Annotated in this window: 26 protein-coding genes; 11 read left to right on the top strand and 15 right to left on the bottom strand. The window is 53.4% G+C overall.

What is annotated here, in order from left to right:
- Positions 1 to 42: 42 nt before the first annotated feature.
- The 11 genes from lipB to HZS80_RS09310 form a co-directional block, all read right to left on the bottom strand.
- Positions 43 to 705, bottom strand: a complete 663-nt coding sequence (gene lipB / locus HZS80_RS09360) for a lipoyl(octanoyl) transferase LipB (protein ID WP_179915907.1) — start codon at positions 703 to 705, stop codon at positions 43 to 45.
- A 2-nt stretch (positions 706 to 707) separates the two neighbouring features.
- The gene (locus HZS80_RS09355; protein WP_035557238.1) at positions 708 to 1,019 is read right to left on the bottom strand and encodes an HP0495 family protein; all 312 of its coding nucleotides are present in this window, start codon (positions 1,017 to 1,019) and stop codon (positions 708 to 710) included.
- Positions 1,020 to 1,072: 53 nt separating this feature from the next.
- The gene (locus tag HZS80_RS09350) at positions 1,073 to 2,287 is read right to left on the bottom strand and encodes a D-alanyl-D-alanine carboxypeptidase family protein (RefSeq protein WP_179915906.1); all 1,215 of its coding nucleotides are present in this window, start codon (positions 2,285 to 2,287) and stop codon (positions 1,073 to 1,075) included.
- 97 nt (positions 2,288 to 2,384) lie between these two features.
- Complete coding sequence (locus HZS80_RS09345; RefSeq protein WP_179915905.1) at positions 2,385 to 3,431, bottom strand: septal ring lytic transglycosylase RlpA family protein; 1,047 nt, start codon at positions 3,429 to 3,431, stop codon at positions 2,385 to 2,387.
- On the bottom strand, positions 3,428 to 4,501 hold the full coding sequence (mltB, locus tag HZS80_RS09340; protein ID WP_179915904.1) for a lytic murein transglycosylase B: 1,074 nt from the start codon (positions 4,499 to 4,501) through the stop codon (positions 3,428 to 3,430). The genes HZS80_RS09345 and mltB overlap by 4 nt, the downstream gene beginning before the upstream one ends.
- A gap of 121 nt (positions 4,502 to 4,622) precedes the next feature.
- Complete coding sequence (gene rodA / locus HZS80_RS09335) at positions 4,623 to 5,783, bottom strand: rod shape-determining protein RodA (protein WP_179915903.1); 1,161 nt, start codon at positions 5,781 to 5,783, stop codon at positions 4,623 to 4,625.
- A gap of 3 nt (positions 5,784 to 5,786) precedes the next feature.
- The gene (mrdA, locus tag HZS80_RS09330; protein WP_179915902.1) at positions 5,787 to 7,694 is read right to left on the bottom strand and encodes a penicillin-binding protein 2; all 1,908 of its coding nucleotides are present in this window, start codon (positions 7,692 to 7,694) and stop codon (positions 5,787 to 5,789) included.
- A 71-nt stretch (positions 7,695 to 7,765) separates the two neighbouring features.
- On the bottom strand, positions 7,766 to 8,233 hold the full coding sequence (rlmH, locus tag HZS80_RS09325) for a 23S rRNA (pseudouridine(1915)-N(3))-methyltransferase RlmH (RefSeq protein WP_008956613.1): 468 nt from the start codon (positions 8,231 to 8,233) through the stop codon (positions 7,766 to 7,768).
- Complete coding sequence (gene rsfS, locus HZS80_RS09320) at positions 8,230 to 8,616, bottom strand: ribosome silencing factor (protein WP_179915901.1); 387 nt, start codon at positions 8,614 to 8,616, stop codon at positions 8,230 to 8,232. The genes rlmH and rsfS overlap by 4 nt, the downstream gene beginning before the upstream one ends.
- A gap of 78 nt (positions 8,617 to 8,694) precedes the next feature.
- Positions 8,695 to 9,354, bottom strand: a complete 660-nt coding sequence (gene nadD, locus HZS80_RS09315; protein WP_179915900.1) for a nicotinate-nucleotide adenylyltransferase — start codon at positions 9,352 to 9,354, stop codon at positions 8,695 to 8,697.
- A 9-nt stretch (positions 9,355 to 9,363) separates the two neighbouring features.
- Positions 9,364 to 10,671, bottom strand: a complete 1,308-nt coding sequence (locus HZS80_RS09310; RefSeq protein WP_179915899.1) for a glutamate-5-semialdehyde dehydrogenase — start codon at positions 10,669 to 10,671, stop codon at positions 9,364 to 9,366.
- Between the two features lie 259 nt (positions 10,672 to 10,930).
- Here HZS80_RS09310 and HZS80_RS09305 point away from each other — a divergent pair, with 259 nt between their 5' ends.
- The 3 genes from HZS80_RS09305 to HZS80_RS09295 are packed head-to-tail and all read left to right on the top strand — an operon-like array spanning position 10,931 to position 14,151.
- Positions 10,931 to 11,785 (top strand): hypothetical protein, encoded by an 855-nt coding sequence (locus tag HZS80_RS09305; protein WP_179915898.1) that lies wholly within the window; start codon positions 10,931 to 10,933, stop codon positions 11,783 to 11,785.
- Positions 11,782 to 12,714 carry a diguanylate cyclase domain-containing protein gene (locus tag HZS80_RS09300; RefSeq protein WP_179915897.1) on the top strand — a complete coding sequence of 311 codons (933 nt, stop codon included), beginning with the start codon at positions 11,782 to 11,784 and terminating at the stop codon, positions 12,712 to 12,714. Before HZS80_RS09305 ends, HZS80_RS09300 begins: the two co-directional genes overlap by 4 nt.
- Before the next feature lie 39 nt (positions 12,715 to 12,753).
- Entirely contained in the window at positions 12,754 to 14,151 is a 1,398-nt protein-coding gene (locus HZS80_RS09295; protein ID WP_179915896.1) for a bifunctional DedA family/phosphatase PAP2 family protein, read from the top strand.
- Positions 14,152 to 14,170: 19 nt separating this feature from the next.
- On the opposite strand, the gene HZS80_RS09290 is transcribed toward HZS80_RS09295, so the two are convergent.
- The 3 genes from HZS80_RS09290 to mpl are packed head-to-tail and all read right to left on the bottom strand — an operon-like array spanning position 14,171 to position 16,896.
- On the bottom strand, positions 14,171 to 14,794 hold the full coding sequence (locus HZS80_RS09290; RefSeq protein WP_179915895.1) for a LysE family translocator: 624 nt from the start codon (positions 14,792 to 14,794) through the stop codon (positions 14,171 to 14,173).
- Between the two features lie 3 nt (positions 14,795 to 14,797).
- Complete coding sequence (locus HZS80_RS09285; protein ID WP_179915894.1) at positions 14,798 to 15,463, bottom strand: flavin prenyltransferase UbiX; 666 nt, start codon at positions 15,461 to 15,463, stop codon at positions 14,798 to 14,800.
- Positions 15,460 to 16,896: a UDP-N-acetylmuramate:L-alanyl-gamma-D-glutamyl-meso-diaminopimelate ligase gene (gene mpl / locus HZS80_RS09280; protein WP_179915893.1), complete on the bottom strand. Its 1,437-nt coding sequence runs from the start codon at positions 16,894 to 16,896 to the stop codon at positions 15,460 to 15,462. The genes HZS80_RS09285 and mpl overlap by 4 nt, the downstream gene beginning before the upstream one ends.
- Before the next feature lie 278 nt (positions 16,897 to 17,174).
- Between mpl and HZS80_RS09275 the strand changes: the two genes are divergently transcribed.
- Positions 17,175 to 17,561, top strand: coding sequence for a glutaredoxin family protein (locus HZS80_RS09275; RefSeq protein ID WP_179915892.1), 387 nt, complete (start codon positions 17,175 to 17,177; stop codon positions 17,559 to 17,561).
- A 57-nt stretch (positions 17,562 to 17,618) separates the two neighbouring features.
- Here the strand turns inward: HZS80_RS09275 and HZS80_RS09270 are convergent, their stop codons facing one another.
- Positions 17,619 to 18,188 carry a hypothetical protein gene (locus HZS80_RS09270; protein ID WP_179915891.1) on the bottom strand — a complete coding sequence of 190 codons (570 nt, stop codon included), beginning with the start codon at positions 18,186 to 18,188 and terminating at the stop codon, positions 17,619 to 17,621.
- A gap of 274 nt (positions 18,189 to 18,462) precedes the next feature.
- Between HZS80_RS09270 and HZS80_RS09265 the strand changes: the two genes are divergently transcribed.
- The 7 genes from HZS80_RS09265 (at position 18,463) to pepQ (ending at position 26,628) form a co-directional block, all read left to right on the top strand.
- On the top strand, positions 18,463 to 20,043 hold the full coding sequence (locus tag HZS80_RS09265) for an ABC transporter substrate-binding protein (RefSeq protein ID WP_179915890.1): 1,581 nt from the start codon (positions 18,463 to 18,465) through the stop codon (positions 20,041 to 20,043).
- Between the two features lie 185 nt (positions 20,044 to 20,228).
- On the top strand, positions 20,229 to 21,278 hold the full coding sequence (locus HZS80_RS09260; RefSeq protein ID WP_179915889.1) for an ABC transporter permease: 1,050 nt from the start codon (positions 20,229 to 20,231) through the stop codon (positions 21,276 to 21,278).
- Positions 21,275 to 22,231, top strand: coding sequence for an ABC transporter permease (locus tag HZS80_RS09255; protein WP_179915888.1), 957 nt, complete (start codon positions 21,275 to 21,277; stop codon positions 22,229 to 22,231). The genes HZS80_RS09260 and HZS80_RS09255 overlap by 4 nt, the downstream gene beginning before the upstream one ends.
- 7 nt (positions 22,232 to 22,238) lie before the next feature.
- Complete coding sequence (locus HZS80_RS09250) at positions 22,239 to 23,255, top strand: ABC transporter ATP-binding protein (RefSeq protein ID WP_179915887.1); 1,017 nt, start codon at positions 22,239 to 22,241, stop codon at positions 23,253 to 23,255.
- Positions 23,252 to 24,325 carry an ABC transporter ATP-binding protein gene (locus tag HZS80_RS09245; RefSeq protein WP_374730571.1) on the top strand — a complete coding sequence of 358 codons (1,074 nt, stop codon included), beginning with the start codon at positions 23,252 to 23,254 and terminating at the stop codon, positions 24,323 to 24,325. Before HZS80_RS09250 ends, HZS80_RS09245 begins: the two co-directional genes overlap by 4 nt.
- A 49-nt stretch (positions 24,326 to 24,374) precedes the next feature.
- Positions 24,375 to 25,286, top strand: a complete 912-nt coding sequence (locus HZS80_RS09240; RefSeq protein ID WP_179915886.1) for a LysR family transcriptional regulator — start codon at positions 24,375 to 24,377, stop codon at positions 25,284 to 25,286.
- Positions 25,287 to 25,329: 43 nt separating this feature from the next.
- Positions 25,330 to 26,628: a Xaa-Pro dipeptidase gene (gene pepQ, locus HZS80_RS09235; RefSeq protein WP_179915885.1), complete on the top strand. Its 1,299-nt coding sequence runs from the start codon at positions 25,330 to 25,332 to the stop codon at positions 26,626 to 26,628.
- Positions 26,629 to 26,705: the final 77 nt, after the last annotated feature.

Genomic DNA, 26,705 nt, shown 5'->3' with positions numbered 1-26,705 from the left:
CTATACAAAGCTTGTTGAAACAGGGAGCCAGAGGCTCCCTTTTTACAGTGGCGAGCTATCTACACGGACCAGCTCGCGATTTAGCCGTTTGGCTAGCGCTTTCGCCAACTGCTCCCCGACCTGATGGTCGCTTGGCAGCGATGCAACGTCGGCCAACCTCACCATAGGCATGCCTGCATAGCCGCAGGGGTTAATCCGCAAAAAAGGCGTTAAGTCACCATCGACATTTAGCGCTACGCCATGAAAGCTTGCCCCACGCCGGATACGCAAGCCCAACGAAGCAATTTTAGCTTCACCTGCGTCGGTCATTACATACACACCGGGCGCATCAGGCCGCGCACGCGCGCTTACCCCGTAACTGCTTAACACATCAATCACCGCATTCTCCAATGCAGTGACTAAATCGCGTACGCCAATTTTTCCACGCCGCACATCCAATAACGGATATAGCACCACCTGACCAGGCCCGTGATAGGTAACCTGTCCTCCCCTATCCGTATGCACTACCGGAATATCGCCGGGCAAAAGCAAATGCTCTGGCTTGCCTGCCTGTCCTTGAGTAAACACAGGATCGTGCTCGACCAACCAGAACTGATCAGGGGTATTAGCATCGCGGGTATCAGTCAGTGAGCGCATCGCCTCCCAAACAGGAAAATAGGGTTGGCGCCCTAAGTGATGCAGCTTAATTGGCTCGGCGTCGCTCACGCTTACACCACCATATGGACACGGCCGGTGGCTTTGAGCGCTTCAAACAGCTCTTTAATGTGCTGCTCTCCGGTCGCTCTAATCACCACACGAACCGATTGGAAACGACCATTACGGCTATCAACTACCTGCATGGTCGTGGCGTCGAAATCAGGCGCATGGCGCACAATGACCTGGCACACACAGGCAGGAAAGTCTTCGGCGGCATCGCCGACGACTTTTAACGAGTAATCACAGGGAAAAGTGATTTTAGGCGGCTCTTGAACCGCCGGTTGGCGCAAATCACGCAGCCCCTGTGGCGTACCTTTTTTCATAGCAACCCCATCATTGCAAAAAACAAAACCAACGGCTCAAGCCTAATCAATATTTAGTCGGTAAAGTTGCTGATTAGGCCACTAAAGAAGCGCTGCACCTGATCAAACAAACGCTTGAAAAGACCGCCCTCTTCAATGTTTTCCAGGGCCACCAAGCGACGCTCACCGACCACCTCGTCGCCCAGATGAACTTCAAGGGTGCCGACCTCATCACCAATAGCAATCGGGGCCTGAAGATCCGGATTTAGATTAAGGCGCGCACGCAGCTCTTCATTACGGTTACGCGGCAAGGTCATAAAGACCTCTTCATCGACACCCACGCGTAATTCGTTAATATCACCGCCCCACACACGCGGCGTTGCCAGCACGGCACCACGTTCGTAAAGCTTCATGGTCTCAAAAAAGCGGAAACCATAGCTGAGCAGCTTTTGCGTTTCCTGAGCACGAGCTTCATCAGAGGTGGTGCCCATCACAACCGAAATCAAGCGCATATCGTCACGCTTAGCCGATGAAACTAGGCAGAAACCCGCCTCAGTGGTCCAACCGGTTTTTAAGCCGTCGACAGAAGGATCACGCCACAGCAAGCGGTTACGGTTGGGCTGGTCGATGCCGCCATAAGAGAAGGTACGCTGGGAGTAAATTTCATAATGATCGGGATAATCATTAATAATGTGCTGCGATAAGCGTGCCATATCATGGGCAGTTGAGTAGTGTTGCTCACCCGGCAAGCCCGTGGCATTTTGGAAGTTTGTATTATTCATTCCCAGCCGAGTGGCATGTTGGTTCATCAGATCCGCGAAGGGCGTTTCTCCACCCGCTAAATGCTCAGCCATGGCGACACTGGCATCGTTACCCGACACAATAATGATTCCATGAAGAAGGTCATCTACCGAAACTTGATCACCCACCTCGATAAACATTTTTGAGCCGCCGGTACGCCACGCATTCTCACTAATATTAATCATGTCAGTCAGATTGATAGTACCGCGATCAAGCTCACGCTCAACTAAATAGGCCGTCATCAGCTTGGTCAAACTCGCTGGTGGGAGACGCTCATCAGAATTATGCTCCGCCAAGATGCGGCCACTGTTGGCATCCATGAGTATCCACGAACTTGCCGCTAACTGGGGAGCCGCAGGAATAATGGTTTGCGGCTGCGGTATTACCGGCTGAGGAACTTGCTGTGCACTGGCAGACACAGCAACCGTCGCCATTGCAGCAAAAAGGCACAGGCGTGCAGAGCGACCAATGGATGTAAACACGTTCATAACGTCAGTCTCACTTACTTGAAAGCTTACTTGTAAAGCTTTTTTTAAAAACAAGGCGGCGCGTAAAGCGCGCCACAAGAAATAAATAGGATGCTAATTATCGCACAACAAAGACCTGGGGGAACCCCGCTTGGCGCAGTGTTTCGCGCGCCTGTGTCTCTTGCCCCGGACTAATCGGACCTACTTGCACACGGTAGACGTCAGCATCACTCATAATACGCACGTTGTGAGGCTGCTCCCCCTGTAAACGCTGCTGTAACTGATGAGCACCTTCCGGGTTACCAAGTGCAGCAATCTGAAGGTAAACGGCGTCACCTGTCCCGCCTTGGCTTGGCGATTGCTGAGATACCGATTCTCGTGAGGGCGCAGCAGGTGCTGAAGCAGTAGGCACTGAGGAATTAGATACTGAAACATTAGACGCCATTTGCCGGGCAACAACCGACGGAACGTTTGAAGCAACTTGTCCCGGCTCCTGAGCGCTTGCTTGTTGGGAAGAACCACTCCCCCCTCGACCACGCTCGGCTAGCCACTGTTCGGGGTTGATCGCTTCAACCTTAACGGAGCCGGTGCCATGGTCGAGAAAACCCAATCGTGCCGCTGCCGCATACGAGAGATCTATTTCACGGTCACTATGAAACGGGCCGCGGTCATTTACCCTGACAATCACTGATTGCCCATTATCCAAGTTGGTTACCCGGGCAAACGTGGGTAAGGGCAGCGAGCGATGCGCTGCCGACATTTTATACATGTCGTAAATTTCGCCATTTGAGGTCGCATAGCCGTGGAATTTTTCACCATACCAAGAGGCCGTACCACGTTTTTCGTAACCTGTGGCATCGGACAGCACATGGTAGGTTTTTCCCCACACCTCATAGGTTGAGCGGTTGCCACCTTGAGAGGGCTGCTCAATGCGCGGCTCTGCATCGGGCACTTTGGTAACATCCGGCGGCTCAAGTGGGTAGGCATCTCCACTCATGGCGTAACGTCCGTCACTCGTAGCGGCCGACGAACCGGGGGCTGCTGCTTGATTGGCCGAGCTAGGCACATCAATACGCTGGGTATCATTGCTAGCACAGCCACTGACCAGCGCCAGCAAGGCGATTACCCCACCAGCACGCCTGGTTATCGTCAGTTTGCTATTCATGCCTCGTCCTCATGCAGCTTATCGTGCAATGCGGCGATCTCTTCTGCCAACTCGGCTACAGCCATGGCATACAGGTGACTATGGTTATAGCGAGTAATCACATAAAAATTATACTCGCCAAACCGATAGTGAATCTCGCCATCAGCGAACTCAAGTGCCAATGGCACGACCAACAATTCACTATCAAGAGACTCATTAGGCGTCAGCCCATGCGCAGCAAGTTGGGCAACACTCACTGCAGGCGTCGATGTTTGGTTAAACGAGAGCTCCTGTAATAGCTCCCTAGGCAATTCGTCTGGCCCAGTGGCCTGGTGATAAATATCAGCCCCTGGTTTCCAGTTATGCTCGGCAAAGTAATTAGCGACACTACCAATCGCATCGACTGGGTTTTCCCACAGATCGCGGCGGCCATCGTCATCAAAATCTACTGCATAGGCTTGGTAACTGGTGGGGATAAACTGCGGATAGCCCATGGCACCTGCATAAGAGCCACGTAGCCTAGCTGGGTCAACCTGCTGCTCGTACGCTATACGTAAAAATGCTGCCAGCTCACCGCGAAAAAAAGCGCCTCTCACTGGGTGATGAAACGCCAGCGTCGCCAGCGAATCCAATACACGGTGCTGGCCTTTATGACGGCCGTAGTATGTTTCAACGCCAATAATAGCGGTAATTATTTCAGCGGGAACACCATAGGTACTTTCGGCTCGCGCCAAGGCGTCAGCATGCTCATCAATAAATTCAACGCCCTCCTCAATGCGCTGCTGGGTCATGAAAATAGCGCGATACTCATGCCACTTTAAACGTCGCTCGGCGGCCCCTTCCATAGCGTCCAGTACACTTTGAGTATAATTAGCCTGTCCGAGCGCCTCTTCTAGCCACGCTTGCGGCACCCCTTGCTCAACTAACTCTTCCATCAGCGCTTGGCTGTCAGCATTTTGCCGAGGTGCAAAGTGCTGTGGTACAGCTTGCTGTTCCCCCTCAGAAGGCTCATCCGCAATTGTTATGGGCGTTACCCAGCACATCATGGCTGCCAAAAAATAGCGGCTCGTCTTCCCTTGAACCTTGTTCATTAACTCTCCACTCCTGAGCTCTTTATCCCAGAACGATTAATTCCAGAACCATCTATTCCTGAGTTCTCCATTGCCGAGTAACACAGGCGTCTGAACTATATGTTTGGGTTGGGCAACTTTGCTAGCGCGACAGCAGCCGACGATGAGCATGTATGGACATGAGAATACCGAAACCCGCCAACAAGGTCACGCTTGAGGTGCCGCCAAAGCTAACCAACGGTAGCGGCACACCAACGACAGGCAGAATGCCACTCACCATGCCCATATTGACAAATACATAGATAAAAAAGGTGAGGATGATACTGCCGGCGACTAAGCGGCCAAAGGTATCCTGAGCAGCGCTAGCCATCCATACACCACGACTCACGATTAATAGATACAGGCACAAAAGCACTAGCATACCCACTAAACCAAACTCTTCGCCTAAAACGGCAATAATAAAATCCGTATGTCGTTCGGGTAAAAACTCTAACTGGGACTGGGTACCCTGCAGCCACCCTTTCCCCCACAATCCACCGCTACCTATGGCGGTGGTTGACTGAATGATGTTCCAACCAGAGCCCAGCGGGTCGCTTTCAGGGTTCAAAAAAGTCAACACGCGCTGACGCTGGTAGTTATGCATATTCATCCATAACACCGGCACCCCGGCAGCCCCCAACGCCGTAATAAATCCGATCAAGCGCCACGACAAACCTGCCAGCAGAACCACGATAAGAGCAGCACTGGCTACCAGCAATGAGGTTCCCAAGTCAGGCTGAATAGCCGTCAGCACGACGGGTACGCCAATGATAACCCCACACACCAGTATATCGCGCAGACGCGGCGGCAATTCACAGCGATTAAGATAGGCCGCCACCATTAACGGGGCCGCCAGTTTCATCATTTCCGAGGGTTGAAAGCGTATGACGCCAGGAATGACCAACCAGCGTTTAGCGCCCATACCCACATCACCGAATACATCAACGGCAACCAGCATGGCAACCCCGATGCCATAGGCTAGCGGAGCGAAGCGCAAAAAAGTTGAAGGTGAAAACTGGGCAATGATCACCATTACCACCAGAGCGATGCAAAACCGTACGCTCTGAGCAATCACGGCATCAATGGATTGCCCAGAAGCGCTATAAAGAACGATTAAACCACTGCCCATCAATACCAGTAGCAAGCCAAGCAGCCAGGGATCTAGATGGATTCGCTCCCAAATACTTTTACGCCGGGCGATGCCGCTTTCGGGCGGGCGAACAGGGTAACCACGCATAGAGCGCGCTAGATAATGCCAAGGCATGGGTTAGTTACCCTCCACATTGGCGTTATCTTCCTCTAACACTTCGCGTACTTCTTCTACGTCCGGCGCTTCATCCTCAAGTAACCAGGCATCCGTCATAGCACGCGCCAAATGAGCCGCGTGTGTACTGCCACCGCCTGCATTTTCAACAATAACGGAGACCGCAATCTTGGGGTTTTCAATTGGCGCAAAAGCGATAAACAGCGCGTGATCACGCAGCCGCTCCGCTAATTCATCAGCGTTATAGCGTTGGTCCTGGCCCAGCGAAAACACCTGTGCCGTGCCTGACTTACCGCCCATGCGATACTCAAGGCCCACTCCAGTTCGACGCGCTGTCCCTTCGGTGCCACTAATCACCTTTTCCATACCGCTGAATACTCGATTCCACCAGTTATCATTGGCTAACTGAATGTCATCCAAGGTATCGGGCAGGTCGAGGGGGACGGGGGTATCGCCAATCCGACGTGCCAAACGCGGCTTCACCCAGTGGCCGCGATTGGCCAGTGTTGCAGTGGCACTGGCTAACTGCAAAGGCGTCACCTGCCAGTAGCCTTGCCCAATCCCCACGGAAAGGGTCTCACCGGGATACCAGGGCTGATTAAAGCGGCCTCGTTTCCAGTCACGCGAAGGCATTAAGGCGCCGCTTTCTCCTTGCACGTCATGGGCGACACGCTGACCAAAGCCAAAATTACTCATCTGCTTATGAAGATTATCGATACCCAAATCATGGGCTAGGGTGTAGTAGTAAGTATTATTGGAAACCGCCAGTGAGCGTTCCATATCCACTCGCCCATGTCCCCAGCGCAACCAGTTACGGTAACGACGAGAATCATTGGGTAACTGGTAATAGCCGGGGTCATTAATGGTGCTATCGGGGGTAATAACCCCCTCTACCAGACCGGCCAGTGCCAGAAAAGGCTTGATGGTCGAGCCGGGGGGATAGTGACCACGGGTAGCGCGATTAAAGAGCGGTAAATCGAGATCCTCCTGCAAACCGCGATAAGAAGCCACATCAATGCCAGTGACAAACTGATTACTGTCGAACCCCGGTGTCGACACCATAGCAAGAATCTCACCTGTGGCTGGCGCGATAGCCACGATAGAGCCGCGACGACCATCTAACAATTCATAAGCTAGCATCTGGAGTGACTTATCCAGCGTTAATGTTAAATTCTCGCCGGGTACCGGGTCAGTGCGCCCTAGCTCTCGTAATACTCTTCCGCGGGCGTTCGTTTCCACTTTGCGTAAACCCGCCTCACCATGAAGCTCTTCTTCGTAAAAACGTTCAATACCGGTTTTACCGATAAAGTGAGTACCCGCGTAACGTCCTGCATCCAGCGTTTCCATCTCTTCAACATTAATACGGCCAACGTAACCTAACGCATGGGCCATTATTTCGGCATCAGGATAAAACCGCAGCGGCTGTGCCTCTATCTCCACCCCTGGCAGTCGGTGGCGGTTAACTGCCAAACGGGCAATTTGGTCTTCGCTTAGATCACTGGTAAGCAACGCTGGCTGGAAAGGTCTTTGACGCTGGCGTGAACGCACGTTAAACGCCTCAATCTCTTCTTCAGGTAGCTCAAGAAGCTCTACCAGCAGCGCCAGCGTTTCATCCAGATTATCGACGCGCTCGCGGACGAGGGTCAGGTTATAGGTGGGACGGTTTTCGGCTAACAGTACGCCATTACGATCATAGATTAACCCCCGATTAGGCGGCAGCGGTTCGACGCGAACCCGGTTATTTTCAGAGCGCGTGCTATACATATCGTGCTGGACGATCTGTAAATAAATTAGCCGCCCCGTTAGCAAGCAGGCAAGGGTCAACACCACCAACACGGCGAGCAGCGCTCTAACACGAAAAATACGCAGTTCTTGCTCGGAGTTTTTTAGCGTGTTGGGGCGCTTGAGCATGGCAACGAAGACTCTCAAATCAAACAAAGGGCGCAACAGGGCACAAACAGTAATGGCTTACCATTCAGCCGTTAACGGTGATAAGGGTGACCCACTAATAGTGTCCAGGCACGGTAGAGTTGCTCGGCCAACATAATTCGTACCAGTGGATGTGGCAGCGTCAGTGGAGAGATTGACCAGGTTTTGTCGGCCGCGGCTGAGAGCGAAGGCTCAAGCCCGTCTGGCCCACCTACAAGTAAAGCAATATCCCGCCCAGCCATGCGCCAAGCGTCAGCTTCTTGTGCCAGCTGCTCGGTGGTCCATGGTTTACCTTTCACTTCCAGTGCTACCACGTATTCGTCGCCACGCAACTTATCGCGAATACGCTGCGCCTCCTGGGCGCGCGCTTTTGCGATATCTGCATTTTTGCCACGTTGGCCGAGGGTAATTTCTTCGATCTCGAGATTGAAATCTCTCGGCAGCCGCTTACGGTAAGTCTCCACGCCCTCTTCTACCCACCCAGGCATTTTGCTTCCCACCGCCAACAGCCGGATCTTCATGACATGCTGGCTCGCTCTTGGAAACGCTCAAGCGATTCACCAATTGCACCTGAATCACTCGGTAGATCTGCCCACAGTCGCTCTAAGTCATAGAGAGTACGCGCTTCAGGCATCATGACGTGAACCACTACGTCGCCCAGATCAACCAGTACCCAATCAGCGTTATCGCCACCTTCGACGCCCAACGGCCCAAGCCCTGCAGCCTTGGCTTTTTCCACTACATTTTGTGCCAAAGCGGCGACATGACGGGTCGACGTACCGCTGGCTATCAACATGAGGTCGGTGACCTCGGTTAATTTGGCGACATCCAACTGCGTTATGTCGCGTGCTTTCAGTTCTTCTAACGCGTCAACCGCTAGATTTTTCAATGTATCGATGTGCATGACTCCTAAAGACAACCTCATGGGGTAATCGGTCAATAAAGCCGGCCATTGTAACGGCTTATTTGATGACTGCCAGCGCTATTCACACTGTTGGTAAAGTCCATGGTGTGCAATAGCCTGTTCAACGGCAGGTGGCACTAAATAGCGCACGCTTTTACCCGCTTCAAGGCGTTGGCGAATATAGGTCGCCGAAATGGCCATCAGCGACGGCAGCTCTAGGGATAAGTAGCCTCCACACGGCTGCTGCATCAGTGTATCTACGCTATCGACTGCGCGATGCTCTACCAGTTCCATTAATGACGGTGGCAACGAATCGCTATACCCAGGACGAGCAATGACGACGAGATGAGCAAAATCAAATATACGCGCCGGTTGATACCATTGGGCCAGTCGCAAAAAGGCATCGAAACCGATAGCCATTATCAACCGCGCCTGCTCGCCATACTCTGCGCGCAGTTCAGCAAGCGTATCAGCGCTATAGGAAGGCCCTGCGCGCTGAAGTTCGCGATCATCCGCTACCAAGCCTAGCGTATCGCCAATGCCCGCTTTTAATAGCGCCAACCGCTGGTGTGCGGGCACTTGAGGCTGACCACGTAATGGCGGCTGTTGAGCCGGGATCATGTGTAGTCGATCAAGTGAAAGCGCTTCATGCAGCTCAACGGCACTACGCAAATGGCCCAAATGAACGGGGTCAAAAGTGCCGCCTAACATACCGATACGTTGCACACACTGACTCATACCACCACCTTACTCACGCACCTGGCCATCACCGAATACCACATATTTCTGGGTCGTTAACCCCTCCAAACCGACCGGCCCTCGAGCGTGCAGTTTGTCAGTCGAAATCCCAATTTCAGCGCCCAGGCCATATTCAAAACCGTCGGCAAAGCGAGTAGAAGCGTTAACGATCACCGAGCTGGAATCGACTTCCGCCATAAAACGTCGGGCAAGTGAATAATCTTGGGTCACAATCGCATCGGTATGGTGGGAGCCGTACTGCTCAATATGCGCCATTGCTTCATCAATACCATCAACGACCTTAATGGCCAGCACCGGCGCCAAATACTCGGCATACCAATCCGCTTCCTCTGCCGCCACGGCCTGTGGCAGCAGCGCCCGGGTACGTTGGCAGCCACGCAGTTCGACCTGATGTTCGGCATAGGCACGGGCTAGCTCAGGCAATAGCAGCTCAGCAATCGGCGCATCGACCAGTAAGGTTTCCATCGTATTACAGGTACCGTAGCGGTGTGTTTTCGCATTGACGGCGATAGCTAACGCTTTGGCAGGGTCAGCGGTGGTATCGATATAAACATGACAAACACCGTCAAGATGCTTGATGACCGGTACGCGCGACTCACGGGTAATACGTTCAATCAACGACTTTCCACCGCGCGGGATAATGACATCAACATATTCTGGCATGCTAATCATAGTGCCCACGGCCGCACGATCCGTGGTCGCTACCACCTGAACGCTACCGGCTGGCAGACCTACATCAGCAAGCCCTGCTTGAATACAGGCACTGATAGCAGCATTAGACTCACTGGCTTCAGAACCGCCACGTAAAATACAGGCATTCCCCGACTTAAGACATAAGCTGGCAGCTTCCAGCGTCACATTAGGGCGCGACTCATAAATAATGCCGATAACGCCCAATGGCACGCGCATTTTTCCAACTTGTATACCACTGGGCCGATAGCGCATATCACTCATTTCGCCCACAGGATCCGGCAAGCTCGCCACTTGGTTTAACCCCTCGATCATGGCATCAACACGTGAATCGCTGAGGGCTAAGCGGTCCAACAGCGCGCTATCCAATCCGTTCTGACGGCCACGTTGTAAATCCTCAGCATTGGCTTCTAGAATACGATCACGCGCTTCTGCCATACGCTGCGCCATTGCCATCAGAGCACGATTTTTCAATCCCGTATCTGCCCGGCGAAGCTCGCCTGCTGCGCGGCGTGCTGCCTGACCTAAGGCTTTGACATAGGCGGGCACATCTCCGGCAGACAAGTGCTGATGGGCCTCTTCTTGGAACGGTGTTGAAACGCTCATACTGTCTCCCGCGTGCTAAGGTGAATAGTGCCCCAAACAGTACCAGGGTAACGTGTGCAATGGCTAAGAAACCAATCTACTCATAGTCATTGGCTGACGTAAGCGCTCAGCCGCTTTCATGTTTGTGCTTATGTTACGCCATTTCGACGTTATACTGAGGATGATTAAGGCGCTAATATGTGTCGCGTACGCTGTTCATAAATACGCTCACCCACTTGCTCAGATATTTCTGGTTATTCAGGACGAATAATAAGTCACCATGCAAAGCAAGTACAAAATACGCCTACTACGTGCCAATCTTTTAGCGGCAGCCATTGTTTTGGCACTATGGACGCCCGCTACGCCGCCCGCTGCAGCACTCGTACTGTGGCTTTCAGTCGGCTGGCTATGTATTACCGCTTTAATGCTCGACTTCAGTCACCGACGTTCGCGAGGATTGCCGTGGCAGCTTGTACCGGGCGCGCTGCTGGTCGCGTTAATTGCGGCGGCTCCTGAACGGCACAGCATTTTGATTTGGGCCTGTGCCGCCATGCTGATGCTGCCACAAAATAATTGGGTGGCGGCATTTAATCTCAGCGCCGCATTGGTTAGCTCTGTCATGGTGGCTCCCCAGCTGGAAAAGCCTGAATTTATCCTGTTGCTCTGTTGCTTGCTGGTGCTTGGCTTGCTGGCCCTCTCCAGAGCACAGCAGCTTATTGATATGAACGGCTCTATTCGCCAACGCTTACGCTTGATTCCAGGGCTCAATTTATGGGCGGGTGAACAACTACTGCGCGACATTACCCGCGAACAAACGCGCTGTGAGCGTGAAGGCATTCATGCAGAAGTATTTATACTGCACGTCAAACGTCATCAACTTTGGCCAGCAGCACAAAAACTTTGTGAATTAACGCATGATTTCGAGAACGTATACCGTTTAAGCAGCACGGCGCTGGTCACTTTGATTTTGGCGCGCTCACCAAAAGAGGCCGCCCAACGACGCAGCTTGCTACTTGCAGACCTCCCCGACAACATCACCAGTGAATACCTTAAGTTAATTGATATCGAACCGAGCACGCTATCGGTGTTTGAGATGAGTAAGTTACCGGATGAGCGGGTGCGGGAGACGATATGATTGAACACCAAATTCCCAAGCGATTAATGACGCTTGCCTACGCCGCTAGTGTTGCGCTGATGGTCGGCTATGCCCTTTGGCTATATGCCATGGGCGACTACCGCGACCTGCTTATTCCTACCTTTATGATCCTGCTGCTCATGTCAGCGCTACTCATGCATATCGGGCAAGGACTGAAAAGCTATCTGCCACGCATCATATTGCTTTGTTGCACTTACTCGGTGGTACTTAGCGCTTTTTACTACCACCCTGGGGCATCGCCCATTTGGCTTGGCCTGCCCGTTACCGCCACTTTTTTATTGTTACCGTTGTGGGCTGCGTTACTGATCAATATCGCTATTGGCCCCTTATGGTGGCTGCTTCCCTCCGTCGCCGCTGCGCCACCCGCGATTATTGTCGGCTATGCCGCCTTAACGTTACTCCTTGCGCTACCTCGTTGGGAACACGCCCGTCGCCGTGCTTTGCTTCGGGCTACCGACCCAAACGATAGCGACTGCAACGCCTATCACATTGATACACTGAAAGAGCGCTTAAATAGCGAATTTCAGCGTGCGGCCATGCTCAATCAACAGCTAGCGGTGCTAGTAGTGCACTTGCCACAGCTGGATATGGCCGCAGAGCAATTTGGCCATCGCGCCCGAACGGCTCTATTAGGCGCACTATGTAGCGAAGTGAATAGCCACTGCCGTGACCATGATGTCCTGGGCCGCGCCGATAACGCTACGTTTTGGCTGGTTCTGCCAGACACCAGTGAAAGCGGCGCACTATTGGTTCGCGAGCGCTTACAGCGAGCTCTTTCTGAGCGCGTGCTGGTGGAAACTGGCCAGCTTGAAGCGCGTATTGCGGCCTGCTTACCCAGTCGGGCAGAAAGCTTCGAGCGCTATTTAAAGCGCCTGGAAGCACGCGGCACGTCACTCGCCAACGTTTAATTTATTGTTAGCCCCCCTCATTTATCGCCGGAGAAGTATGTGCCGCTAGCCGATATGCTCCACTCATTAACGCCATCGCCCCTACTACTACTTTGCTTGGTGCTGGTCATTTCATTAGTGGAATCGCTTGCGCTGGTGGGCTTGCTCGTACCGGGCGTGGTGTTAATTACCTCAGCGGCTTCTATGGCGGGACATCAGGATATTACCTTGGCATGGCTGATCGTTGCCGCCTTTATAGGAGCTGTTATAGGTGACGGCATCAGCTTTTTGCTCGGCTACAGGCATCGCGAGCAAGTTACCCAGCGTTGGCCACTGTCTCAGCATCCCGAGTGGCTGGGAAGAGGGTCACGCTTCTTTGAGCGCTACGGTATATGGTCGGTTTTTATCGGCCGCTTTGTAGGCCCGGTGAGACCCATTATTCCCCTGGTGGCAGGCATGATGCAGATGCCGCCGCGCACGTTTATTTGGGCCAACCTAACCTCGGCGGCGCTGTGGGCACCTGCTTATATTCTGCCCGGCTACTTACTTGGCCGCACTTGGCAGCACCATTTGAATCTACCCCCAGGCCTTGAAGCCGCGTTACTGGTGCTGGCCGTTATTATTGTCGCTCTCGCGGTTATTTTTTCATGGGGCCGCCATCAAGCCACACGGAATGGGCGACTTTACCGGATGATTGCCGGTACTGCTCGCCGGCTGCCACTGCTACGGCGTCCCTGGCTAGCAATGAGCCAATCTGGAGATGTCCCATTAGCCTCCCTGCTGCTGTTAGTCATAGCACTTGGTAGCCTCTCGGGCTGGACGCTAATGGTTATCGGTGAAAACGGCCCACTGGATATGGATATTTTTATTCATCGGCTGTTTACAGGGCTGCACGGCGATATTGCTTACAGCGTAGGGAATATTTTTGCGAAAATTGGCGACACCTTTGGCATTATCGCGTTCGCCCTGCCGTGGGCGGCGTGGTTACTGTTAGGCAAACGCTGGGACGCCCTACGGCACTGGGGCGGTGCCTTTGCAGGGGTCGCATTGCTTAACATTATTGGCAAAGGGTTGTTTGGACGCGCCCGCCCTGACACACCGGACTACCTGATGGGCTCTTTTTCCTACCCAAGCGCGCATACATCCACCGCTGTGGTGCTATTTGGTCTGACAGCAGCGTTTATAGCAGCCGAAATGCCTCGCCATAAGCGCTTTTTAGCCTATTGGTGTGCACTTGCGCTTGCACTGCCTATGGCATTATCGAGACTGGTGGTGGGTGTGCACTGGTTTAGCGACTTGGTGGGGGGCGCACTGTTAGGCTTAGTTGTCTGCGCACTGACCCTGCTGCATTGGCAGCAGCAGCCTCGGCCAAGCCTGCAGCCATGCCCCTGGCCTCTACTCAGCGTGGCATCGCTGGTACTTCTCAGCGCCCGCGTCGGTTTTTTGCCGCCGGTTTAAAGCACTAACACCGTTTTGATCAGCCAAGAGCAAGCCAGAGCCCAACCCCTATCATCAACGTGCCAGCGATACGGTTCAGTAAGCGCACATTGCCGCTCTTGCCGAGCACATTACGTAGCGTTTTACCCCCAGTGGCGTAGACCAGCATGCTAGCGAACTCGATGGTTAAAATAACCGCAATCAGCAAGCTGAGCTGGCCTGGCAATGGGCGGTTACTGTCTAAAAAAGGCGGCAGCAGCACCATAAAAAACGCCCACCCCTTGGGGTTTGCTACCGCGGTCACAAAGCCTTGCGTCGCTAGCTGTAGCCGACTGGCTGGTGGGCCAGCATCCAACTCGCTAGGTATTGCCATTCGTCCGCGGGAACGCCACATCATAATGCCCAAATAGCCTAAATAGGCGCCGCCCACCCATTTGAACAGCACAAACAGCTCTGGCTGGCGTAACATTAGCGCCGCCACCCCAGCACCCGCCGCTGCCGCTACCAAGCCGACGCCGAGCAGCTCGCCAATCATCATCCACAGCGTACGCTTAACGCCTTGGGTCATGCCCAGCACCATGGCGAGCGTCATACACATGCCGGGGGTAAGCGAGACAAACAAAAACGTTGGTACAAAAACCGAGAGCGTCGCCCACGACATCATAGATTAGTTATCCTTAGTTAATGAGGGGTTAGCAGTGCTTTCCACCTCACCCCAGCGAGGCACCAGCGAATGCTCGATTCCCAACTGGTTTAGGATACGCGCCACAATAAAATCGATTAGATCCTCAATACTTTGTGGGCGATGATAAAACCCTGGCGCCGCTGGCAAGATAACCACGCCCAAGCGGCTTAATGCCAACATGTGCTCAAGATGAATAGGGGAAAACGGGCTTTCACGAGGCACTAACACCAGCGTACGGCGCTCCTTAATCGCGACATCGGCCGCCCGCTCGATCAGATTATTGCTTGCTCCCGTCGCAACGGCCGAAAGTGTCCCCGTTGAGCACGGGCACACCACCATTGCCGATGGCGCACCGGAGCCTGAAGCCACTGGCGCCATCCAGTCTTCGCGGCCGAAGCAACGAATCTGCCCCGGCTGGGCACCACTGCGCTCACTTAACGCCTGAGCTAACCGCTGAGGCTGCGCGGGCAGTTCGATATCCGTTTCGGTGGCAATCACCATGTGTGCAGCTTTGGAAATCATCACCCACACTTCATGCCCCGCTGCGACCAGCACATCAATCAGACGTAATCCGTACTGCGCCCCAGAGGCACCGGTAAGTGCGACGGTAATGGGCTTTTTAAATAGCGATTCAGTTTGATTGGTCACACATGCCCCTCGCTGGCGGCGGCTTTTTGGGCAGTCGTCAAAGCGGCCAGCAAGCGCTCATGCACGCCCTCAAAACCACCATTAGACATCACTACAATACGGTCCAATGGTGACGCTTGCGTGACCACCGCTGTCACCAATTTATCAATGTCATTATGCAGTTGCGCACGCGCCCCCTGACTGGCTACCAGCTCCTCCATTGACCAATCCAGCCCAACGGGCTGAAACCAAAACACGCTATCAGCGTCAGCCACGCTCTCGATCAAACGTTCGCGCAGTGCGCCCAAGCGCATCGTGTTGGAGCGCGGCTCAATGACCGCCAGCAGTCGCCCCTTGGTGGTCGCCGCGCGTAACCCTTTAAGCGTGGCGGCAATCGCCGTGGGGTGGTGGGCAAAATCATCAATGACCTGAATACCATTGATTTCACCGCGCACTTCCTGCCGCCTTCTAGGGGTTTCAAAACGCGCCAGCGCCGCACAACCACGGACTAAATCAACCCCACACACGTTGGCTGCCGCCAACGCTGCCAACGCATTGCGGGCATTATGCTCACCGGTAAGCGCCCATTCAACGACACCATCTTCGTCTTGGCCGTTTTGATCCTGGCCAGGCTCGCCACCACAATGAAGCACCTGGAAACGGCTAGCATCGTCACGCTCAAGGGTAAGCTGCCACTCACTCGTGGCTTGGTCACCAAAATGGGCGACCGGGGTCCAAGCGCCCTGGGCAAGCACACGTTCAAGAGCAGGCTGCTCATCAGCCACTAAGAGTAGGCCTTGGCTGGGCACGGTACGCACTAAATGATGGAACTGGCGCTCAATCGCGGCCAGATCAGGGAATATATCCGCATGATCAAACTCAAGGTTATTGAGTATCGCGATATGCGGCCGGTAATGAACGAACTTGGACCGCTTATCGAAGAAGGCCGTGTCGTACTCGTCAGCTTCGACTACAAACGGTGCCCGCGGATCGCCTAAACGCGCCGAGACACCAAAATTACGCGGTACACCGCCGATCAAAAACCCTGGGGTTAATCCGCCGCTTTCCAATAACCACGCCAATATACTCGCAGTGGTCGTCTTTCCATGGGTGCCTGCTACCGCAATCACTCGTCGACCAGGCAATACGTGCTCTGCCAACCACTGCGCGCCGGAGGTATATGGCAGGCCACTATTAAGCAGTGCTTCCACCTCTTCATTACCGCGTGACATCGCGTTACCGACTATCACAAGGTCGGGCGCAATGCCCGGTGCTAGCGAGAGGTGATCCGCGTGGTAACCCTCTTTCAAAACAATACCCGCTTCAGCAAGTTGGGTACTCATGGGCGGGTATACATGCTGGTCAGAGCCACTTACCTGATGACCCAACTCACGCGCCAGCAGCGCCAGGCTTCCCATAAAGGTGCCGCAGATACCAATAATATGCAGATGCATGGCATTCGCCCCGTTATTCGCCAATAAACTATTCGCAAAGACGTTTAATTAAAAAGCCAAAATATGGCGTAAAAATAGCCAAATAGCCTAGCATGCTGACTCAATTTGCTCATCTACTCATCGCTATAAACTGTGATTAACGGGTTCAAAACACCCTTCAAGTGACAAATCCTTTCAGTTGTTGCAGGATGCGGCCACTGTTTATCAATGTTAACGATCACTCTCTTACCACTCGGCACGCTGATATAAGCCTAACCATCAGCAAAAGGAGCCATTAGATGCGCATTTTAATTCGCTATTTTTTTCGTGGCGTTCGCTTAGTGCTTGCCCCGTTTATGCTGATTTCTGAAAAGCTCTCTACGCCTAAGTCAGTTGAACGCTCGCCTGAAGAGCAAGCCACTATTGATCAGACATGCCAGCGGCTGGCCCTGTATCAATTCCGCACCTGCCCGTTTTGCATCAAGGTACGCAAAGAGATAGCGCGGCTGGGATTGAACATTGAACTGCGCGATGTCCAGCTTGACCCTGACCATAAGCAGGCGCTCTTGGAGGGCGGGGGGAAAGTTAAAGTGCCCTGCCTCAGAATTATCCATGACGATGGCCGGGAAGAGTGGATGTACGAATCTGACACAATCAATGCTTGGTTACATAAGCAGTTTGACTAACTAAAGACGCTATACCGTCATGTATTACCCGAAACAGGCAGATGTAGGTTTCGGGTATCAAAACTCGATTTTTTGCGCCTCCACATCAAACGCCACATCAATCTCAATGGTTTCTTCCTGACTCGGAGGCTCATCTAGCTGTATTTGTAGCGCCAGCACGCCCTGTATCTTGCCAGCCACGTGAACTCGTTGACTCGCCCACTCATAGTGCGTCAGCGTTACCTCTACATCGCCACCTTCAGAAGTGTAGAGCGGCGGTGAGGTCGAGTCCCCCAGCGGGTGTAATACCACGGCACTGACCAGCTGCCCTTCGCCGCTTATCGTCAGGCTAATAGACAGCGCTTCTTGAGTCTCCCAGGCCTCATCATCAACAAACCCTGTGATATCGATAGTGATATGGTCACCTGACTCAATAAATGACGCATTTGAGTCATTGCCATGGCTCAAAATAAACCATTCGCGTAACTCACCATCTAACGAGCCTTTAATCTGAGCCGCCGTTTCCGAGCTGTGTGGTAAATCATGCTCAGAGCCCTGCTCTGCATTGGAGTCAGGCGTTGATTCAACGGCGACAGCGAAGGTGGGAAGGTACCAAGCCATGGCTGCCACGACGATTTTTTTCCACATACGGCTTCTCCGCCTATTCGGGCTTAACTTTTCTCTTACTACTTTCGTCTAATCACAGACACGCAATGTGCCGCTCCTAGCCACGTCATGTAGCAGATGAATGATGCCTGTCATTATTTCGATTGTATGACGCAACAGGCAGTCTCTATGTTGTTAGCCTATGTTCTTAAGATAGCTTACAAGCTGACCGTGTCTGTTTTACGGGTATTTCCGCTCTTTAGCGAGGGAAAGCATCTGTAAAACGAACAATAAACAATGACCCAAGGGAACAATTATGACGTTCAAGAAAACCCTACTGGCTTCTGTTATTGGTGCAGTGGTTGCAGGTACGACATTGCTGCCGATGACGGCAAGTGCTGAAACCCTTCGTATTGGTTACTCTGCCGACCCTGAAACGCTCGATTTACATGAACAACTCTCGGGTGGCGTGCTGCGTTTCTCTCACCTCGCGTTCGATCCGCTCGTACGCTGGACCAAAGACTTCCAGTTTGAGCCGCGCTTAGCCACCGAGTGGGAACAAGTAGACGAAACCACTATGCGCATGACACTGCGCGAAGGCGTTACCTTCCACTCTGGTAACGAATTCACCGCTAAAGATGTGGTATGGACTATTGAACGCCTGAAAGAGAGCCCTGATTACCGCGCTATTTTTGAACCGGTTGCCAGTGCCGAAGCGGTTGACGACTACACCGTTGAGATCGTTACCACTGAACCCTACCCACTGTTGCTCAACCTTGCTACGTACATCTTCCCGTTGGATAGCGAGTTCTATACGGGTGAAACCGACGACGGTAGCGACAAAGCTGAAATCGTCAAAGCGGGCAACTCCTTCGCTTCACGCAACGTTTCAGGCACTGGCCCGTTCATTGTGACTGACCGTCGCCAAGGCGTTCGGGTTGATTTCGAACGTTTCGAAGATTACTGGGACACTGAGAGCGAAGGCAACGTATCCAACATCGTCATGACGCCTATCGCTGAAAACGCCTCTCGCGTTGCGGCACTGCTTTCTGGCGGCGTTGACTTTATTGATGCCGTTCCGCCTAACGATTTAGACCGTGTTCGTGAAGCAGATGGCGTCAATCTGATTGAGATCGACGGTACCCGCATCATTGGCTTCCAAATGAACGAAGAGCGCGTAGAAGCCTTCCAAGATGCCCGCGTTCGCCAAGCGGTTGATCTGGCTATTAATCAGGAAGGCATTGCTGACCGTTTGATGCGTGGGTTTGCTAACCCGGCTGGGCAGTTCTCGCCAGAGGGTTACTCAGGCCACAACCCTGATTTAACGCCACGCTACGATATCGAACGCGCCAAAGAGCTAATGGCAGAAGCGGGATATGAAGAGGGCTTCAGCGTTGAAATGATCGCCCCCAACAACCGCTACGTGAACGATGCCCAGATCGCCCAGGCAGTGGCCAACATGCTGGCGCAAATCAACATTAAAGTTGATCTACGCACCATGCCGCTTGCCCAGTACTGGCCTGAGTACGATACCCGTGAATCCGATATGGCAATGATCGGCTGGCACGCCGATACGGAAGACAGCGCTAACTTCTTCCAGTACCTCACCTTCTGTATCGATGAAGAAACCGGCGCGGGTCAGTACAACTACGGCAGTTACTGCAACGAAGAGATTGATGCACTAGTAACCGAAGCGGATAGCGAAACGGATCTGGAAAAACGCAACGAAATGCTGCGTGAAGCCGAAGCCATGCTTTACGAAGACGTCGGTTTCATCATGCTGCACTGGCAGAACCTTGCCTACGCCGCGGCGGATGGTGTTGAGGTTGAGCCGGTGGTGAACGCTATCGACTTCCCTTACCTGGGTGACTTGGTCGTTAAAAGCAGCGACGACTAATCTTTTCCATCGCTTATTAATTGCATAGCGCCAAAAGAGTCACTGCAATATTAACTGCCTGTATGCTTCGCTCCCTAAGCGGTTAGGGAGCGAAGCCTTTTGTTTGGCGGCTCGAACCTGCAAGCACTTTGAATAACCATGCCCCTACTTTCTTTGATGAATCCTTCACATAGGTGGCGTACGCCATGATTGCCTTTTTAATCAAGCGGCTGATGCACGCGATTTTGGTGATGTTTGTCATCAGCGTGCTGGCCTTCGCCATTCAGGACAACCTGGGTGACCCCGTACAGCAGATGGTCGGCCAGTCAGTGCCAGAAAGCGAACGCGAAGAAATTCGTGAGCGTTTAGGCCTGAATGACCCCTTTCTGGTGCAATACGCGCGCTTTGCTAGAAATGCCGTTCAAGGTGATTTTGGCTACTCGTATTTTTACCGCGAACCGGCCTTAGAAGTCATTGCTCGCCACTTACCCGCCACCCTGGAGCTGGTATTTGCGGCGACACTGATAATTGTACTGTTTTCAGTACCTATCGGGGTCTACAGCGCGATCAAACCACGATCGCCGATTTCGCGACTATTCATGGGTGTATCAATCATCGGTATTTCAATCCCCGTGTTTCTTACCGCGATCGTGCTTATTCAAATTTTCGCGATTGGCGTTACCGTGACGCTATTCCCAGAAAGCACCGGCTGGGGCGCTTGGCTAAACGCTTTTTTCTCTACCGAAGGCAATATGCCCTCCTTTGGCCGTGGTTATGATCTGGTGAATGTGGTGGGTAATTGGGATACCAATTTAGCCACCTGGAACGGCTTACAGCATCTAGTATTACCGGCCGTCTCATTGGCCTCTATCATGCTGCCGCTTTTTATTCGCCTTATCCGCGCCGAAATGATGGAAGTCCTGCAGTCGGAGTACGTTAAGTACGCCCGCGCCAAGGGTATCTCTATGCGCCGCGTGTATTTTGTTCACGCGCTTAAAAACACCATGCTACCGGTGATTACCGTGGGCGGTGTACAGATTGGCACCATGGTGGCTTACACCATTTTAACCGAGACCGTTTTCCAATGGCCGGGCATGGGTCTGATGTTTTTGGATGCGATCAACCGCGCTGATATTCCGCTAATCGTGACCTACCTGATGATTGTCGGCGTTATTTTTGTCGTCACCAATACGATTGTGGATCTGATCTACGGTCTGGTGAACCCCACCGTTAAACTGACTGGGAAGCCCGCATGAGCACCACAAGTAATTCTTCACAAGCGAGCGCTTCACCCGGCCGCTGGGAGCGCGTGCGCGACTCCTATATGTGGTACAGCTTCAAGCGTGACCGCACCGCCCAGCTCTGCCTGGCCGTGTTTATTTGCATGGTTATCGCTGCCTTTGCCTCACCGCTAATAGCGCCAACCAATCCTTACGACCTTGCTCAGATTGACATCATGTCATCTGAACTGCCGCCCTTCTGGATTGACGGCGCCGATGATCGCTATGCCTTGGGCACCGATGCCCAAGGCCGTGATTTATGGTCAATTGTGCTGTACGGCACACGCGTCTCGCTACTGATCGGCTTTGGCGCGGTCATTTTGCAAGCGCTGCTAGGGGTCACTTTCGGCCTGATGGCGGGCTATCTTGGCGGGCGTGTCGACACCATTTTGATGCGGCTGGCGGATATTCAGCTCTCCTTCTCGACGCTAATGGTCGCTATCGTAGTAGGCGCTTTGGTCAAAGCGACCATGGGCAGCGCCTTCTATAGCCAATACGCAGTGATGATGCTGATCCTGATTATCGGACTGGCCGAATGGCCGCAGTATGCCCGCACCGTACGCGCCTCGGTGCTGGCAGAGAAAAACAAAGAGTACGTGGACGCCGCCCGTGTAATGGGCCTGCGCAGCAAGCGCATTATGTTCCGCCACGTGCTGCCCAACACCATGTCGCCGATCTTCGTTATCTCGACCGTACAGATTGCCAACGCGATTATTTCAGAAGCGGCACTGTCGTTTCTGGGCCTGGGGATGCCGGAAACACACCCCTCATTAGGCTCGTTGATTAAATCAGGCTTTGACTATATTCAGTCCGGCTCCTGGTGGATCACCTTAATTCCTGGTGCGGTACTTGTCGTGCTGGTGCTGTCGATCAATCTACTCGGTGACTGGCTGCGCGATGTCATGAACCCACGACTTTACAAAGGCTGAGGACACCATGGCACTACTTGAAGTCAATAATCTTGATGTCCGCTTTGCGCTGCGCCAGGGTGAAGTCCACGCCTTGCGGGACATTAGTTTCAGCCTTGAGCGCGGTGAGCGTTTGGGCATTGTCGGTGAATCTGGCGCAGGTAAATCTGTCGCGGCTTTTTCGTTGCTTAACTTAATTTCCAAGCCAGGCTTTATTGCGGGCGGCACCGTCAACTTTGACGGCCAAGTGCTCAACCATATGTCTGAGCGCGGCCTGCGCAAAGTGCGCGGCAATCGCATCTCGATGATCTTCCAAGACCCAATGATGACGCTCAACCCGGTGCTCTCCATTGGCGAGCAAATGGTTGAGTGTTTGAAAGCGCACCGGCGTATTTCCTCCAAAGAAGCCCGCGCGATTGCCTTGGATAAGCTGCAACAGGTGCAAATTCCCTCACCGGAAACGCGTTTGGATCAGTATCCTCACGAGCTATCCGGTGGTATGCGTCAGCGGATTATTATCGCCATTGCGCTGCTGCTCGACCCCGATATTATTATCGCCGACGAGCCCACTACGGCGCTTGATGTAACGATACAGGCCGAAATCATGGCGCTGCTGCTGGATCTTTGTGAACAGCACAACGTAGGCCTGATTCTCATTACCCACGACCTGGGCGTGGTCAGCCAGGTCACCCAACGCATGCTGGTGATGTACGCGGGCCGGGTGATTGAGCAAGGGCCGACACGGGAAATCATTAATGATCCGCAACATCCCTATACCCAAGGGCTAATCAACGCCTTGCCGCAGATGGCAACGCCGGGTGAAAAGCTCAATCAGATTCGTGGCAGTATGCCATCGCTTTCTAACCTGCCAAGCGGCTGCGCGTTTCACCCGCGCTGCGATTTTATCAATCGCGCCGATGGCCAGCCCCGCCCCGCCTGCACCCAGCAAGTGCCCGAATTTGTCGAGTCCGGCAATTGCCGCGTGGCGTGCCATATGGTGGCTGAAATGCTTGAAGATCGCCGTTTGAAGGAGGAAACCTCATGAGTGCGCACGCTGAGGCCATGACGGAAAACCCTATGCCTACTCCTCGTCAGAACGAAGAGAGTGCTGATTCGTTGCTGCAGATCCGCGATTTGAAAAAGCGCTTCTCTCTCTCGGGTGATTTCCTTGATCAGCTGCGCTTTAAAGGCGGCAAGCTGGTGCGGCATCAAGAGTATGTTCATGCTATTAACGGCGTAAATCTGGACATCAAACGCGGAGAAGCACTGTGTGTAGTGGGCGAATCCGGCTGCGGTAAGTCCACCGTAGCGCGTACGGTGATGGGGCTTTTGACACCCTCTGAAGGCGAGATTCGCTACGATGGCCAACGTATCGATAATTTAAGCTCGCGTCAGTTACTGCCGTATCGCAAGCGGATGCAGATGATTTTCCAGAACCCTTATGCATCGCTCAACCCACGCATGACCATTCAGCAAACCCTGGAAGAACCGCTGCGCCTGCACCACCCTGACTGGAAGCGGCCAAAAATCCTCGAAAAGGTTGAAGAAGTAATGCACTCAGTGGGTATCGATCCCGACTGGGGCAAGCGTTTTGGCCACGAGTTCTCGGGTGGTCAACGTCAGCGTATCGCGATTGCCCGTGCCCTGGCCGTGGACCCTGAATTCATCGTCGCCGATGAGCCTATTTCTGCCCTCGACGTCTCGATTCAAGCCCAGGTGCTCAACCTGCTAATGGAAGCTCAGCAAGAGCGCAACCTGACCTACCTGTTCATCACTCACGATTTAGCCGTGGTCGAGCATTTTGGCACCCGTGTGGCGGTGATGTACTTGGGTACAGTGTGTGAAATTGCCACGACGGCCACGCTGTTTGAAAAGCCGCGCCATCCTTACACTCAGGCGCTGCTCTCGGCGATCCCACGCTTAAAGGATGACCGCCCTCAGCATATTCGCCTATCCGGTGAAGTGCCGACCCCGGTTAATTTGCCCAGCGGCTGCGTGTTTCATGGCCGCTGCCCGCATGCCAATTCACGCTGTAAGCAAGAGATTCCCCTTTTGCAAACACAGGATGACGGAACCCGTGTCGCATGCCACGCTGTTGAAGAGGGACGCCTATGAGTAGGCTCCCCGTTAAAATACAGCGAGCCAAGGCGCTGAGAGGTAGAGCATGGAAATTCGCTGGCTAGAAGATTTTATTGCCCTGGCCAGAACGCGGCACTTCTCCCGCGCAGCAGATGATCAACACGTTACCCAGCCCACCTTCTCCCGGCGAATTAAGTTGCTTGAAGAGGAGATGGGCGTAACGCTGATTAATCGTCAAACACTACCCCTCTCGCTCACGCCCGCTGGTGAGGAGTTTTTAACCCTGTGTGAACAGGTGACCGAGCGAGTGCGGCTTACGCGAGACCGAGTGCGTGAAATCAATGCTGGTCAGCAGCGGCGTATTATGGTGGCGGCGCCGCAGAGCCTGTTGCCGCATTTTTTGCCTGAATGGCTTGCCTCTACAGGCTGGCAAGACCGCGTACAGCCCTATTTGCGGGCTACCGGCTGGGTCGCTAACGACTATTTTCAAGCGTTAGCGCGGGCCGAGTGCGACCTTGCCATCTGCTACTGGCCGATTGGGCGCTGCGATCTGGATATTGATACCAGTGCCTGCACCTACCGGGTCATCGGTCATGAAAGATTAATACCGGTGACTGGGTTAAATGCAGAGGGAGAGCCCTGTGCGTTGCTACCAGGGTCGCGCCATCAGCCAGCACCGTGGCTTGCTTACCCAAAGCGCGGCTTGCTTGGCTCAGCGGTTAAAGCCCATTTGGCTAGGTTGCCACAGAGCACTTACTTAACGGCGCAGAGCGAAAACCTCTACGCGGCGGGTATTAAAGAGCTGGTGCTGCTTGGCTACGGCATGAGCTGGTTGCCTGAGCGCAACGTGGCCGCAGAGCTTGCTCAAGGTAAGCTGGTAAGAGCAGGCGATAGCCGTTGGGATGTGCCTATGGAACTACGGCTCTATCGCCATCAAAGCCACCACCACGCTGAACTCGACGGTTTCTGGAGTGAACTCGCCACTCCACGCACTTGAAGCCGTCTTTGAGAAAGCTTACTTGAGAAAGGACACGGTTTGCATGTCGAGCACTCTTTTTAACTTGCAACTCGATCACATAGCCCACCTTCAGCGTGCCTATGCGCCGATGTTGAGCGAACATGGATTTGATAGCCTAGCGATTTACAGTGGTCATGCCAGCGTGCATTTTGCTGATGATCATACGCCCCCCTTTCAGACTTACGGCCATTTCATGCACTGGGTGGGCTTAGCCGATGTACAGCATAGCTGGCTGATTATTCAGCCAGAAAAGCGCCCACAGCTCTACTTGTATGCGCCCGCCGATTTTTGGCATTTACCCACTCATCTTCCCGAAGAGCCTTGGGTGGCCGCCTTCGATGTTCACTTTTGCAGCGACAAAATCACGCCACCCTTGATCGGTAATGCTGCCATTATCGGTGATACTGACCAACTCGCAGCCAGTCATCAGCAGACGATGCAAGCCGAACGTCAGCCTGAGCAGCTGGTGAATTCACTGAATGAATTACGGCTATTTAAAACGCCTTATGAGATCGCCTGTATCCGTGAAGCCAACCGCCTAGCGATAGCGGGCCATCAAGCAGCGCAAGCAGCGTTTATTGGCGCCTCCGGTGAATTGGATATTCAATTGGCTTACTTAGGTGCCAGTCGTCAGCGCGAATCGAACGTACCTTACCAAAACATCATCGGCTTAAATCAGCACGCGGGTGTATTGCATTACCAGCATTACGACCTGAACGCGCCTAAACGGCGTTACAGCCTGCTAGTAGATGCGGGTCGTCGCTTTCGGGGTTACTGCGCTGATATTACTCGCGCCTACGCTGGCCCCGATGCACCCGTTGCGTTTGGCGAACTGGTCACAGCTATGCATGATTTAAAAGATGAGCTTGTGAAAGGCGTTGCACCAGGCGTTAGCTTTATTGCCCTACATGAGCAAATGCATCAACAGCTAGCTGAGATATTGGTGGCCCACGGTCTATTCAAAGGCACCGCAGATCAAGCGGTTGCCGAGGGCGTTACGCGGCTATTCTGCCCTCATGGACTGGGCCACTCGCTGGGCCTTCAAGTGCATGATGTTGCCGGGTTACGTCACTCGGATGGGACACCCGCCCCTGCGCCAGAGCAGCACCCAGCGCTACGGCTTACGCGCACTCTGCGCCCTGGCATGGTCGTTACCATTGAACCCGGGCTCTATTTTATCGCCATGCTGCTCGACCCGTTGCGCAACACCTCACTGCCCGTTAACTGGCGGCTGGTCGACCAACTCTCATCCTGTGGCGGTATTCGTATCGAAGATAACGTAGCAGTGACAGAGAGCGGTTTTGATAACTTAACGCCATAAGCCCTCTATAACTTTTTTTGCATCGTCTTGCTAATCGCCTCTCTACAACGCACTACGCCCGGCTCAAAGCCGGGCGT

Origin of the sequence: Vreelandella glaciei (assembly GCF_013415125.1) — a bacterium.
Classification (GTDB): domain Bacteria; phylum Pseudomonadota; class Gammaproteobacteria; order Pseudomonadales; family Halomonadaceae; genus Vreelandella; species Vreelandella glaciei.
The sequence above is the reverse complement of the archived record's forward strand: the minus strand, read 5'-3'. Positions and strand labels throughout refer to the sequence as shown.

Bases quoted from the DNA above. Each gene is read 5' to 3' on its own strand.
- HZS80_RS09355 (WP_035557238.1), bottom strand. From the start codon at position 1,019: ATGAAAAAAGGTACGCCACAGGGGCTGCGTGATTTGCGCCAACCGGCG.
- HZS80_RS09350 (WP_179915906.1), bottom strand. From the start codon at position 2,287: ATGAACGTGTTTACATCCATTGGTCGCTCTGCACGCCTGTGCCTTTTT.
- HZS80_RS09345 (WP_179915905.1), bottom strand. From the start codon at position 3,431: ATGAATAGCAAACTGACGATAACCAGGCGTGCTGGTGGGGTAATCGCC.
- mltB (WP_179915904.1), bottom strand. From the start codon at position 4,501: ATGAACAAGGTTCAAGGGAAGACGAGCCGCTATTTTTTGGCAGCCATG.
- rodA (WP_179915903.1), bottom strand. From the start codon at position 5,783: ATGCCTTGGCATTATCTAGCGCGCTCTATGCGTGGTTACCCTGTTCGC.
- mrdA (WP_179915902.1), bottom strand. From the start codon at position 7,694: ATGCTCAAGCGCCCCAACACGCTAAAAAACTCCGAGCAAGAACTGCGT.
- rlmH (WP_008956613.1), bottom strand. From the start codon at position 8,233: ATGAAGATCCGGCTGTTGGCGGTGGGAAGCAAAATGCCTGGGTGGGTA.
- rsfS (WP_179915901.1), bottom strand. From the start codon at position 8,616: ATGCACATCGATACATTGAAAAATCTAGCGGTTGACGCGTTAGAAGAA.
- nadD (WP_179915900.1), bottom strand. From the start codon at position 9,354: ATGAGTCAGTGTGTGCAACGTATCGGTATGTTAGGCGGCACTTTTGAC.
- HZS80_RS09310 (WP_179915899.1), bottom strand. From the start codon at position 10,671: ATGAGCGTTTCAACACCGTTCCAAGAAGAGGCCCATCAGCACTTGTCT.
- HZS80_RS09305 (WP_179915898.1), top strand. From the start codon at position 10,931: ATGCAAAGCAAGTACAAAATACGCCTACTACGTGCCAATCTTTTAGCG.
- HZS80_RS09300 (WP_179915897.1), top strand. From the start codon at position 11,782: ATGATTGAACACCAAATTCCCAAGCGATTAATGACGCTTGCCTACGCC.
- HZS80_RS09290 (WP_179915895.1), bottom strand. From the start codon at position 14,794: ATGATGTCGTGGGCGACGCTCTCGGTTTTTGTACCAACGTTTTTGTTT.
- mpl (WP_179915893.1), bottom strand. From the start codon at position 16,896: ATGCATCTGCATATTATTGGTATCTGCGGCACCTTTATGGGAAGCCTG.
- HZS80_RS09275 (WP_179915892.1), top strand. From the start codon at position 17,175: ATGCGCATTTTAATTCGCTATTTTTTTCGTGGCGTTCGCTTAGTGCTT.
- HZS80_RS09270 (WP_179915891.1), bottom strand. From the start codon at position 18,188: ATGTGGAAAAAAATCGTCGTGGCAGCCATGGCTTGGTACCTTCCCACC.
- HZS80_RS09265 (WP_179915890.1), top strand. From the start codon at position 18,463: ATGACGTTCAAGAAAACCCTACTGGCTTCTGTTATTGGTGCAGTGGTT.
- HZS80_RS09260 (WP_179915889.1), top strand. From the start codon at position 20,229: ATGATTGCCTTTTTAATCAAGCGGCTGATGCACGCGATTTTGGTGATG.
- HZS80_RS09255 (WP_179915888.1), top strand. From the start codon at position 21,275: ATGAGCACCACAAGTAATTCTTCACAAGCGAGCGCTTCACCCGGCCGC.
- HZS80_RS09250 (WP_179915887.1), top strand. From the start codon at position 22,239: ATGGCACTACTTGAAGTCAATAATCTTGATGTCCGCTTTGCGCTGCGC.
- HZS80_RS09245 (WP_374730571.1), top strand. From the start codon at position 23,252: ATGAGTGCGCACGCTGAGGCCATGACGGAAAACCCTATGCCTACTCCT.
- HZS80_RS09240 (WP_179915886.1), top strand. From the start codon at position 24,375: ATGGAAATTCGCTGGCTAGAAGATTTTATTGCCCTGGCCAGAACGCGG.
- pepQ (WP_179915885.1), top strand. From the start codon at position 25,330: ATGTCGAGCACTCTTTTTAACTTGCAACTCGATCACATAGCCCACCTT.